This window comes from Pseudomonas sp. MPB26 (genome assembly GCF_046605355.1).
GTDB lineage: Bacteria > Pseudomonadota > Gammaproteobacteria > Pseudomonadales > Pseudomonadaceae > Aquipseudomonas > Aquipseudomonas cedrina.
Window position 1 is genome coordinate 2802745 of the sequence record NZ_CP176793.1, and the last position, 11973, is coordinate 2814717.

The window sequence follows — 11973 nt, forward strand, 5'->3', positions numbered from 1 at the left end:
CATGCGTACGTTCATATGGGCACTCTTGGCCTGCTGGTCGTTCAGTGTGCTGGCCGACCAACCCCTATCCAATGACCCCGGTGCGCTCAAGGCGCAGCTTCAGGACTATTATTTCGACGCCGCCCGCCGTGGCGACCTCGATATGCTCGACACCTTCATTGAGTCGGGCTACGCCCTCAATACTCAGGACGACAAGGGTTACACCGCCTTGATCCTCGCCGCCTATCACGGCCAGGGACCGTTCGTGGAGCGTCTGCTCAGTGCCGGCGCCGACGCCTGTGTGCAAGACAAACGCGGCAATACCGCGCTGATGGGGGCGATTTTCAAGGGCGAGTTGAAAATCGCCCAGCGCCTGCTGGCCACCGACTGCAACCCCGACCAACGCAACGGCGCCGGGCAGACCGCCGCTATGTACGCCGGGCTGTTCAAGCGTGTCGAGCTGCTGGACGAACTCAAAGCCAAGGGCGCCGACCTCAACGCCGAGGACCCGGTCGGCAACAGTGCTTCACGATTGGCCAGCGGTGAAATCCGGACCCCGGCGCCGCGCTGAGCTATCATCGCGGTTTTTCGGTTGGAGGTTCTCAAATGGCCAAGGCCAAGCGCATGTACGGCTGCACGGAGTGCGGCGCGACCTTTCCCAAATGGGCCGGCCAATGCACCGAGTGTGGAGCCTGGAACACCCTGACCGAGACCATGATCGAAAGCGGCGGCGCGGCGGCGCCGACCGGTCGAGCCGGCTGGACCGGGCAACAGGCGCAGATCAAGACCTTGGCCGAAGTCAGCGTCGAAGAGATCCCGCGCTTTTCCACTGCGTCCGGCGAGCTGGACCGCGTTCTCGGCGGCGGCCTGGTGGACGGTTCGGTGGTGCTGATCGGCGGCGACCCCGGTATCGGCAAGTCGACGATCCTGCTGCAAACCCTGTGCAGCATCGCCAGCCGCATGCCGGCGCTGTATGTCACCGGCGAAGAATCCCAGCAACAAGTGGCCATGCGCGCGCGTCGCCTGGGCTTGCCCCAGGACCAGCTGCGGGTGATGACCGAAACCTGCATCGAAAGCATCATCGCCACGGCGCGCATCGAAAAGCCCAAGGTGATGGTGATCGACTCGATCCAGACCATCTTCACCGAGCAACTGCAATCGGCGCCGGGCGGCGTGTCCCAGGTGCGCGAAAGCGCGGCGCTGCTGGTGCGTTATGCCAAGCAGAGCGGCACGGCGATCTTCCTGGTCGGCCACGTGACCAAAGAGGGCGCGCTGGCCGGGCCACGGGTGTTGGAACATATGGTCGACACCGTGTTGTATTTCGAAGGCGAGTCCGACGGTCGTCTGCGTTTGCTGCGGGCGGTGAAGAACCGCTTCGGTGCGGTGAACGAGTTGGGTGTGTTCGCGATGACTGACAAGGGGCTGAAAGAAGTCTCCAATCCTTCGGCGATCTTTCTGACCCGTGCCCAGGAAGAAGTCCCGGGCAGTGTAGTAATGGCAACGTGGGAAGGCACCCGGCCGATGTTGGTCGAAGTGCAGGCGTTGGTAGATGACAGCCATTTGGCCAACCCAAGGCGCGTCACCCTGGGTCTGGATCAGAACCGTCTGGCGATGCTGCTGGCGGTGTTGCACCGTCACGGTGGTATTCCGACCCACGACCAGGACGTGTTCCTCAACGTGGTCGGCGGGGTCAAGGTGTTGGAGACAGCGTCCGATCTGGCGTTGATGGCTGCGGTGATGTCGAGCCTGCGCAACAGACCGTTGCCCCACGACCTGCTGGTGTTTGGCGAAGTCGGCCTGTCCGGCGAAGTCCGCCCGGTGCCCAGCGGCCAGGAACGCCTCAAGGAAGCCGCCAAGCACGGCTTCAAACGCGCGATTGTGCCCAAGGGCAACGCGCCGAAGGAAGCGCCGCCGGGGTTGCAGGTGATTGCGGTGACACGCCTGGAGCAGGCACTGGATGCACTTTTCGAATAGATCAGGGATCGACACCATGCAACGACCGAATCACTGGGCAATCGCTGCCCTGTTTATCGCCTTCGCCGGGTCGTCCGCCGTGGCGTGGGCTGCTGAGCTGCCGTCCGGCTATCGCCTGGCGCAACACCAAGTCATCGAAGATGGCGGTCAATTGCAGATACTGGAGGACCAGCGCATCAGCGCCCAGATGCATAAAGACAGTTGGGGTAGCGGGCTGGATGAGGATTCGTTCGACGACCCCGACGCACTTGCGGACCATCCGCTGCTCGAAGCCCAGGTGCGTCTGGTATCGGCTTCCGGTGATGTGATTGCGCACGAAGACCTTGGCTATCCGCTGGCCGAGGTCAAAAAAGCTCCGCTCAAGGGACTGCCCGAAGCCGTGTACTTTTTGATCGTTGACCAGACCGCGCCAATGGGCAGTTACAGCGGGCCGGCCACTCAACTGCTACAGCCGGCCAAACAGCAACTCAAACCGATCAACTACACCCGCGCCGACGGTACGGTCGAACCTCTGACCCTGGCGCATACCGGCAAGGCCGACTGGAAAGTTGCTAGCCCGGCCGCTGGCGCGGATGAACTGTTGCAGGTGTCTTGCTTCATGGACGGCGAAGGCGAGGATGACTTCATCACCCGCTACCAGACTTACCGTTTTGTCGACGGGCAATGGCAGGACGCGTCGACTCAGAAAAAAGGCTATTGGGACATGGAAAGCGATTTCCCCACGCGTGCGGCGTTTCCCTGAATCGCTACAAGTAACCCGCCGAGTTCTCGCACACGTTCTTTTTGGTCGCCCCTGTGAATAGACGAAGTGTAGCCCTGCGCCATCATGGGCCCGGTTTTTCTGCTTTTTTTACTTGGGCAAGGCTCTAGACCAACGTAGGGGGGTGGCCTTTAAGGCCAGTAGCGCTAAACTCCGGTTGGCTGTCCTTTCTGTCCACCCTGGCTGGAATATAAAAATGAAAAATAATAATAGCCTGCTACGCCACTTACCCTGGCTGGTGCTGGCAATCGTAGGAGCGTGCGCCCTGGGCGTAGTGGCCTTGCGCCGCGGCGAGGCGATCAACGCCTTGTGGATTGTGGTTGCCGCGGTTGCCATCTATCTGGTTGCTTACCGTTACTACAGTCTGTTCATCGCTAACAACGTGATGCAACTCGACCCACGGCGGGCCACCCCCGCAGTGCTCAACAATGATGGTCTGGATTATGTGCCGACCAACAAACACATCCTCTTCGGTCACCACTTTGCGGCGATTGCCGGTGCAGGCCCGCTGGTCGGCCCGGTACTGGCGGCGCAAATGGGTTATCTGCCCGGCACGCTCTGGCTGATTGCCGGCGTGGTGCTGGCCGGCGCGGTGCAGGACTTCATGATCCTGTTCCTGTCCACGCGTCGTAACGGCCGTTCCCTGGGGGACATGGTTCGCGAAGAGATGGGCCGCATCCCGGGGACCATCGCGCTGTTCGGCTGCTTCCTGATCATGATCATCATCCTTGCGGTGCTGGCGCTGATCGTGGTCAAGGCCCTGGCCGAGAGCCCGTGGGGTATCTTCACGGTGATGGCGACCATCCCGATTGCGATGTTCATGGGCATTTACATGCGCTACATCCGCCCGGGCCGCATCGGTGAAATCTCGATCATCGGCGTGCTGTTGCTGCTGGGTTCGATCTGGCTGGGCGGGCAAATTGCCGCTGACCCGGTGTGGGCCAAGGCCTTCACCTTTACCGGTATCCAGATCACCTGGATGCTCATCGGCTACGGTTTCGTCGCTGCGGTATTGCCGGTTTGGCTGATCCTGGCGCCACGGGACTACCTGTCGACCTTCCTGAAAATCGGCACCATCATCGCCCTGGCGATCGGCATCCTGGTCACCATGCCAGACCTGAAAATGCCGGCACTGACCCAGTTCATCGACGGCACCGGCCCGGTGTGGAAGGGCGGCCTGTTCCCGTTCCTGTTCATCACCATCGCCTGTGGTGCGGTCTCGGGTTTCCACGCGTTGATCTCTTCGGGCACCACGCCCAAGTTGCTGGCCAGTGAGAGCCATGCCCGTTATATCGGCTATGGCGGCATGTTGATGGAGTCGTTCGTGGCCATCATGGCCATGGTTGCCGCTTCGGTGATCGAGCCTGGCGTGTACTTCGCCATGAACAGCCCGGCTGCCATTGTCGGCACCGATGTGGTCACTGTTGCGCAAACCGTCAGCAGCTGGGGCTTTGCGATTACGCCTGAGGCGCTGTCGGCCGTGGCCCATGACATCGGTGAAACCACCATCCTGGCGCGTGCCGGCGGTGCACCGACGCTGGCGGTGGGTATCGCGCAGATCCTGCACAGTGTGCTGCCAGGTGAAAACACCATGGCATTCTGGTACCACTTTGCGATCCTGTTCGAAGCGCTGTTCATTCTGACGGCCGTCGACGCCGGTACCCGTGCCGGTCGTTTCATGCTGCAGGACTTGCTCGGCTCCTTCGTCCCGGCGCTCAAACGCACCGAGTCCTGGACCGCCAACCTGATCGCGACCGCCGGTTGCGTGGCCATGTGGGGTTACCTGCTGTACCAGGGCGTGATCGATCCACTGGGCGGCATCAACACCTTGTGGCCGCTGTTCGGTATCTCCAACCAGATGCTGGCGGGTATCGCGCTGATGCTGGCCACCGTTGTGCTGATCAAGATGAAGCGTCAACGCTACATCTGGGTGACCCTGCTGCCGGCGGTCTGGCTGCTGATTTGCACCACCACGGCGGGCTTCATCAAGCTGTTCGACGCCAACCCGGCGATCGGCTTCCTGTCGCTGGCCAAGAAGTACAGCGATGCCCTGGCCAACGGCCAGATCCTCGCCCCGGCCAAGAACATCGACCAGATGCAGCACGTGATCTGGAACGCCTACACCAACGCAACGCTGACGGCGCTGTTCCTGTTCGTGGTATTCAGCATCCTGTTCTTTGCGCTCAAGGTCGGCGTAGCCGCCTGGGGTAACAAGGAACGTACGGATAAAGAAGCCCCGTTCCAGGCTGTACCGGACGCGTGACCGAGGATTGCAACCATGTTCAATGACATCAATCGCCTCGGTAAATACCTCGGTCAGGCCGCGCGCCTGATGGTCGGCATGCCCGACTACGATACGTACGTCGAGCATATGCAAACCAAACACCCGGACAAACCGATGATGGACTACAAGGCGTTCTTCCGCGAACGCCAGGAAGCCCGTTACGGCGGCAAGGGTGGGCCCAAGTGCTGCTGACCCGGTAGTTAGGGTTGCGGTGATCCCTTGTGGGAGCGGGCTTGCTCGCGAAGGCGGTCGTTCAGTGATGCATATGCTGACTGATAAGCCGCCTTCGCGAGCAAGCCCGCTCCCACATTTGTTTTGTGTTCCTTCAGTTATAAGGAGAACTGTCTTTGTCCTCTCCCATCCCCGTCACCGTCCTCAGCGGCTTCCTCGGCGCCGGCAAGACCACCTTGCTGCGCCATCTGCTCAAGGCCGAGCACGGCCTGAAAATCGCCGTGATCGAAAATGAATTCAGTGACGCCGGTATCGACACCCAACTGTTGGGCGCGGAGCCGGTGCAAGTCATGACCCTGTCCAATGGCTGCGTGTGCTGCACCATCCACACCGACCTGACCAAAGCCCTGTACCTGTTGCTTGAGCGGCTGGACAGCGGTGAAATTGCTTTTGACCGTCTGGTGATCGAGTGCACCGGCCTGGCCGATCCGGCCCCGGTCGCCCAGACTTTCTTCATCGACGAGGAACTGCGCGAGCGCTACATCCTCGACGGCATCATTACCCTGGTGGACGCCGCCCACGCCGAGCATCACCTGACCCAGACCATCGCCCAGGCCCAGATCGGTTTTGCCGACCGCCTGCTGGTCAGCAAGCGCGACCTGGTGGATGACGTCACCTTTGATGCCCTCAGCGAGCGCCTGACCCGCATCAACCCTCGTGCGCCGATCCGCGTGGTGGACCACGGCAATATTGACCTGGCCGAGTTGCTCGATGTGCGCGGCTTCAACCTCAACGCGGGCATGAGCCTGCGCCCGGTGAGCGCCGCGCCGTCCATTGACCGCATCTCAAGCCTGGTACTGCGCACCGACCAGCCGCTGGACATCGACCGGCTCAGTGCGTTCATGAACGAACTGCTGGAAGACCACGGCAAGCAACTGCTGCGCTACAAGGGCGTGCTGAACATCGCCGGGGAAGAGCGGCGCATGGTGTTCCAGGGCGTGCTGAAGCTTTACGGTTTCGATTGGGATACTGAGTGGGAGGAGGGTGAGGCGCGGGAGAGTGTGATTGTGTTTATTGCCGATGAGTTGCCCGAACAGAAAATCCGTGACGGATTCGAGCGCGTTTACCTGGCATAAAAAAGCCCACTTGTAGAAGCGAGCTCGCTCCCGGAGAACTTATAGGCACCGCGTGCATCCAGGATGCACGCGCTATCGTTGACGTTCTTCGCGAGCAAGCTCGCTCCTACAGTGGGCTTCTTGTTATTACGCGCCGTACACCGGCAGCTTCTTGCAGATAGCCTTGACCTTTTCACGCACCGCATCGATCACGGCTTCGTTGGAAAGGTCCGCCAGGATGTCGCAGATCCAGCCGGCCAGTTCCTTGCACTCGGCTTCCTTGAAGCCGCGAGTGGTCACCGCCGGGGTGCCGAAGCGCAGGCCGGAGGTGACGAACGGCGAACGTGGGTCGTTCGGCACGGAGTTCTTGTTCACGGTGATGAAGGCTTTGCCCAGGGCAGCGTCAGCATCTTTACCGGAAATGTCCTGCTTGATCAGCGAGAGCAGGAACAGGTGGTTCTCAGTACCGCCGGAGACCACGTCAAAGCCGCGTTCGATGAACACGCCAGCCATGGCCTTGGCGTTCTTGACCACTTGTTGCTGGTAGGTCTTGAACTCAGGCTGCAACGCTTCCTTGAAGCAGATCGCCTTGGCAGCGATCACGTGCTCCAGCGGGCCACCCTGGGCGCCCGGGAATACTGCGGAGTTCAGCTTCTTCTCGATCTCGGCATTGGCGCGCGCCAGGATCAGGCCGCCACGTGGACCGCGCAGGGTCTTGTGGGTGGTGGTGGTGACCACGTCAGCGTAAGGCACCGGGTTCGGGTAGACGCCAGCAGCGACCAGGCCGGCCACGTGGGCCATGTCGACGAACAGGTAGGCGCCAACCTTGTCAGCGATTTCGCGGAAGCGTGGGAAGTCCAGGATCTGCGAGTAGGCAGAGAAACCGGCCACGATCATTTTTGGCTTGTGCTCGACCGCCAGGCGCTCGACTTCGTCGTAGTCGATCAGGCCGTTGGCATCGATACCGTATTGAACGGCGTTGTACAGCTTGCCGGAGGAAGAAACGCTGGCGCCGTGGGTCAAGTGACCGCCGTGGGCCAGGCTCATGCCCAGGATGGTGTCGCCGCCTTGCAGCAGGGCCAGGTACACGGCGCTGTTGGCTTGGGAACCGGCGTGGGGCTGGACGTTGGCGTAATCTGCGCCGAACAGTTCCTTGGCACGGTCGATCGCAAGCTGCTCAACCACGTCGACGTACTCGCAACCGCCGTAGTAGCGCTTGCCTGGGTAGCCTTCGGCGTACTTGTTGGTCAGCACCGAACCTTGAGCCTCCATCACCGCAGGGCTGGTGTAGTTTTCCGAAGCGATCAGCTCGATGTGCTCTTCCTGGCGCACGGCTTCTTGCTCCATGGCGGCAAAGAGATCGGCGTCGTACTTGGCAATAGTCAAATCACGGCTGAACATGGCGGTCCTCAAGGATCGGGGGCAGAAAAGGAGGGCATTCTAACCCAATGGGTTTTAGATGGCATATGAAAGGACATCATGTCGCGGACAAGTGGGGTTCACTTGGGATGAGTGGTGCCAGTGAGGGCCTATTCGCGAGCAAGCCCGCTCCCACACTTGACCGAGTTCCATCCTTGAAATGCAGTCCATGTGGGAGCGGGCTTGCTCGCGAAGGGGCCATCAGCCGCACTGAAAAGGTTCAGTCGAACATGAACAGCGCATCATTGCTGAACTGCGCCGCGAACCGATTCGCCGGCATTGGCCGCCCGAACAGATAACCCTGCACCTCATCGCAGCCATGCTCACGCAGGAAATCCAACTGTTCATGGGTCTCCACGCCCTCGGCGATCACCGCCAGGTTCAGGCTGTGGGCCATGGCGATAATGGCACGGGCGATCTGTGCATCCTGCTCGCCGGACGGCAGGCCATCGACGAAGGTGCGGTCGATCTTCAGCACATCGATAGGGAATTGCTTGAGGTAGTTAAGCGACGAGTAACCGGTACCGAAGTCGTCCACCGCAATGCTCAGGCCCAGGTTCTTCAGGCTGTCGAGGATCTGCATGGCCTCGTTGACTTCGCGCATCAGGATACTTTCGGTCAGCTCCAGCTCCAGGCAGGCCGGCGGCAGGCCGGTGTCCTTGAGAATGGTGGCAATGCGCGTCCCGAGCTGGCCGTCGGAGAACTGCCGCGCCGAGATGTTCACCGAGACTTTCGGCACGCGCACCTTGTTCTGGTGCCAGGTCTTGAGCTGGCGGCAGGCTTCGCTGATGACCCAGTCGCCGACGTCGACCACCAGGCCCAGCTCTTCCAGCACCGGGATGAAGTCGCCTGGCGGCACCAGCCCGCGACGAGGGTGGCGCCAGCGCAGCAGGGCTTCGGCGCCCGTCAGGCGCTTGCCGTCGCCGCTGAACTGCGGCTGGTAATACAGCACGAATTCGTTCTGTTCCAGGGCGTGGCGCAAGTCGCTTTCCAGCTCCAGGCGTTCGAGCGCGCTGGCGTTCATGTCGGCCTGGTAGAACTGGAAGTTGTTCTTGCCGCGTTCCTTGGCGTGATACATCGCCGTGTCGGCGTTCTTCATCAACTGGCTCAGCTCGTTGCCGTCCTGGGGGCTGAGGGCGATGCCGATGCTGGCGGTCACGAAGAACTCGCGGCCTTCCAATACAAAGGGCTTCACCAGGCTGGCGAGGATCTGTTCGGCCACATGAATCGCGCGGTTCAATGCCAGTTCACGGTTGACCCGCGGTTGCAGCAGCAAGGTGAACTCGTCGCCGCCCATGCGTGCCACTGTGTCGTCTTCGGCCACGCAGCCCAGCAGGCGTGTGGCCATTTCCTTGAGCATGCGGTCGCCAGCGGCGTGGCCCAGGGAGTCGTTGATCGGTTTGAAACGGTCGAGGTCGAGGAACATCAGCACCACCCACGACTTCTGTCGTTCGGCCGCCTGCAACGCGGTATGCAGGCGGTCCTGGAACAGCGTGCGGTTGGGCAGGTGGGTCAGGGCGTCGTAATAGGCCAGGCGGTGGATGCGCTGTTCGCTGGCCTTGCGCTCGCTGATATCACTGAAGAAACACACGTAGCTGGCCAGATCGCCTTCATCGTCGAACACAGCGGTAATGCCGACCCACGCCGGGTAATGCTCGCCGTTGCGGCGCTTGAGCCACACTTCGCCTTCCCAGGTGCTGTGCTGGTGCAATTGCTTGAGCACGTAGCGCAGGTGCGCTTCCTGCTGTTCGTCGACGGTGAGCATGTTCGGTAACTGGTCGAGTACATCGCTTACGGCGTAACCACTGACCCGGCTGAACGCCTCGTTGGCCTGCACGATATAGCCCGCCGGGTCGGTGATCAGGATCGCCGAGGTGGAATGTTCGAATACCGTCGCCGCCATGCGCAGGTCTTTTTCGGCGCGGCGTTGCTGGCTGATATCGCGACCCACGCCAAGGATGCCCTCGAAAGCGCCGTGCTCATCCCATACCAGCACCAGGCGCAGCTCGATCGGCACCTTGCGCCCGTCGGCGCGCAGGCAGTCGAACAGGAACAGTTGGGTTTGAATTTCATCACGCAGCGTGTTCAGCGCCTCGAGATTGCCCAGCGCGCGGCTGACCTGTTCCATCAGGCTATAAATGCCGTTCAGTTGCTTTGGATTGGCGATGATCGACTGCCAGCCGTGTTTGAACACCCAGTCCACGTCATAGCCCAGCACCGCATTGACCGAAGGGCTGATGTAGTTGAGGGCCAGTTGGCTGTCGGTGGAGCAGATCACGTCGCTGATGCTTTCGGCCAGCATGCGGTAGCGCTTTTCACTGTCGCGCAGGGATTCGCTGGCTTCGATCTGGTCGGTGATGTCCTTGGCCACGCCGATAATGCGGGTGATCTGCGCCGTCTTGTCGCGCGCCAGGGCTTGTTCGCGAATGTCGAAGCGGCGCCATTGGTTATTGCGATGGCGGAAGCGCAACTGGCACTGCAATTGGGTGGTGTAGCCGATCTGGCGCTGTTGCTGGCGCAGGTCGTGATAATGCTCGGCGTCTTCGGGGTGCAGCAGGATTTCCCAGAAGTACTCGCCCATTTGCTGCAGTTCGGCTTTGTTGTAACCGAGGGTGTGCCCCAAATGGTGGTTGCTGAAGATCATGCGCTGGCTGATGACGTCCTGTACATACAGGTGGTCTGGAACGGTGCGGACCACGTCCGACCAGAACCCCTCACGCTCCACCAGCGACAGCTCGATCAGCTTGCGGCTGGTGATATCGCTGATGCTGAGGATCACTGCCTTGAAATCGTCCTGCTGCTCCGGCAGGCGCATGACCAGCCACAGGTATTGGTCGTTGCCGGCCACGTCCTTGAGCTGGATCTCAAGCTCCAACTGGTTCTGGCGGGCCAGGACTGCCTCGAGTATCGAGTAACCGATCGCGGTGGCGTTGTGCGGGCAGTCATCGATCAGGCGGTCCCAGGCTTCTTCGCAGGAGCTCACATTCAACAGGCGCACCGCCACCTGGTTGACCTCGGTGACGCGCAGCTCCTTGAGCAGTCGCTTGCGCTCGTCGGGGTTGTCCTGGAGCCAGGCATGCAATTGTTCGCGGGTCTGCAACGAGGTCTTATCGAAAAAAGCGTTGAGGCCAGACAGGTCAAGCACGCACAGGGCCACGCCGGTGCCCTCGAAAATGTCCTGGTAGCGCCGCCGGCCCTCATTGACCTGGCGCTGACGGCGGCGCATGTTCAGCAACACGATCACAGGGATCAGTGAGAACGCCAGGCCCAGCAGGCATTTGCCGATAAACGCCGGCAACAGTTGTTCCAGCACGGCGGTGCGGTCGAACAGCCCGCGCAATTGCCAGTCGCTTTTGCTCAGGGGCGTGACCAGTACGCTTTTGTTCATTTCGTCCGGCGTCAGCGCGCCGGCCCATTGCGCTGGCATGCCGCTGTCACGGCTGACGACGCGATGGTTGAGGCGATTCTCAATAACCCATGTCGGGCGTTGGCCCTGGCTGTCCTGGCGCGTCAGGCTGGCCAGGTAGTTGGGCGTCAGGCGCAGTGCCCAATACATCCTCGAGCCGCCGCTGGGCTGGTGCAGCAGCAGATAGATGAGGCTGCCGTCGTTGCTGTTGCTCAGGTAATAGGATTGGGAGTGGCTGCGCTGAACCAGCTCTTCGAGCCAGGCGCCATCCTGGCTGTCAGGGGCGCTGTCACTGATCATCGCGCCGCTGGGTGCGAGCAGGGCGACGCTGCGCAGCTCAGGCAGCGAGCGCTGCAGCATGCGCATCAAGGCCACTTGCTGCTCGCTGTCGCGGGGAGGCTCGACCATCGGGAGCAGGTTCAGGGCGATTTTGGCGCTGAGGGCCATGTTCTGGCTGATCTGTTCAGCCAGGTCGGCGCTGTAGTCGATGGTGTATTGCTGCTGGTCCTTCTGGTTCTGCTGCAGTTGATCCAGCAGCTGCCAGAACAACAGCGCGAGCAGCATGAGGACAAGCGTCGCCAACGCGCCTTTGAGGGTGCCGTGCAGGGGCGCTCCCGGCGCTATATGAGCGGCGCGCAGGGGAGTTGGCGGCGTGACTTTGGACAAGCTGTGATCCTGCGGTTTGGCTGGACTGGCGCGCGACGTGCACTATAAGCCGGACGCCCGGAGGGCGGCTAGCATGCCTTGACTTGTGGCAAAGTGCCAGCCCCGCTCGGCTGAACGTTTTTGTGTCTGATTATGTCAGTCGTCCGTTTCAATCGACTTGTTGTCCTGGCTGAGCATTTTCGTCCGAGTGGCGGTTACG

Annotated in this window: 8 protein-coding genes; 6 read left to right on the forward strand and 2 right to left on the reverse strand. The window is 61.2% G+C overall.

Annotation, left to right across the window (positions count from 1 at the left end):
- Position 1: 1 nt before the first annotated feature.
- The 6 genes from ACLH0H_RS12975 to yjiA all read left to right on the forward strand — a co-directional run bounded on the left by ACLH0H_RS12975 (position 2) and on the right by yjiA (position 6304).
- Entirely contained in the window at positions 2-550 is a 549-nt protein-coding gene (locus ACLH0H_RS12975; protein WP_411382259.1) for an ankyrin repeat domain-containing protein, read from the forward strand.
- A gap of 35 nt (positions 551-585) precedes the next feature.
- Entirely contained in the window at positions 586-1953 is a 1368-nt protein-coding gene (radA, locus tag ACLH0H_RS12980; protein ID WP_411382260.1) for a DNA repair protein RadA, read from the forward strand.
- 16 nt (positions 1954-1969) lie between these two features.
- On the forward strand, positions 1970-2695 hold the full coding sequence (locus ACLH0H_RS12985; RefSeq protein WP_411382261.1) for a hypothetical protein: 726 nt from the start codon (positions 1970-1972) through the stop codon (positions 2693-2695).
- A 214-nt stretch (positions 2696-2909) separates the two neighbouring features.
- Entirely contained in the window at positions 2910-4976 is a 2067-nt protein-coding gene (locus ACLH0H_RS12990) for a carbon starvation CstA family protein (RefSeq protein WP_076952732.1), read from the forward strand.
- Between the two features lie 15 nt (positions 4977-4991).
- Positions 4992-5189, forward strand: a complete 198-nt coding sequence (locus tag ACLH0H_RS12995) for a YbdD/YjiX family protein (protein ID WP_033901562.1) — start codon at positions 4992-4994, stop codon at positions 5187-5189.
- A 155-nt stretch (positions 5190-5344) separates the two neighbouring features.
- Positions 5345-6304, forward strand: coding sequence for a GTPase (gene yjiA / locus ACLH0H_RS13000; RefSeq protein ID WP_411382262.1), 960 nt, complete (start codon positions 5345-5347; stop codon positions 6302-6304).
- 126 nt (positions 6305-6430) lie between these two features.
- On the opposite strand, the gene glyA is transcribed toward yjiA, so the two are convergent.
- Together glyA and ACLH0H_RS13010 are read right to left on the reverse strand one after the other, a co-directional pair.
- Positions 6431-7684: a serine hydroxymethyltransferase gene (glyA, locus tag ACLH0H_RS13005; RefSeq protein WP_076952735.1), complete on the reverse strand. Its 1254-nt coding sequence runs from the start codon at positions 7682-7684 to the stop codon at positions 6431-6433.
- Between the two features lie 238 nt (positions 7685-7922).
- Positions 7923-11774, reverse strand: a complete 3852-nt coding sequence (locus ACLH0H_RS13010) for an EAL domain-containing protein (protein ID WP_411382263.1) — start codon at positions 11772-11774, stop codon at positions 7923-7925.
- Positions 11775-11973: the final 199 nt, after the last annotated feature.

Excerpts from the sequence above, each read along its gene's own strand:
- ACLH0H_RS12975 (WP_411382259.1), top strand. The coding sequence starts at position 2 with ATGCGTACGTTCATATGGGCACTCTTGGCCTGCTGGTCGTTCAGTGTG.
- radA (WP_411382260.1), top strand. The coding sequence starts at position 586 with ATGGCCAAGGCCAAGCGCATGTACGGCTGCACGGAGTGCGGCGCGACC.
- ACLH0H_RS12985 (WP_411382261.1), top strand. The coding sequence starts at position 1,970 with ATGCAACGACCGAATCACTGGGCAATCGCTGCCCTGTTTATCGCCTTC.
- ACLH0H_RS12990 (WP_076952732.1), top strand. The coding sequence starts at position 2,910 with ATGAAAAATAATAATAGCCTGCTACGCCACTTACCCTGGCTGGTGCTG.
- ACLH0H_RS12995 (WP_033901562.1), top strand. The coding sequence starts at position 4,992 with ATGTTCAATGACATCAATCGCCTCGGTAAATACCTCGGTCAGGCCGCG.
- glyA (WP_076952735.1), bottom strand. The coding sequence starts at position 7,684 with ATGTTCAGCCGTGATTTGACTATTGCCAAGTACGACGCCGATCTCTTT.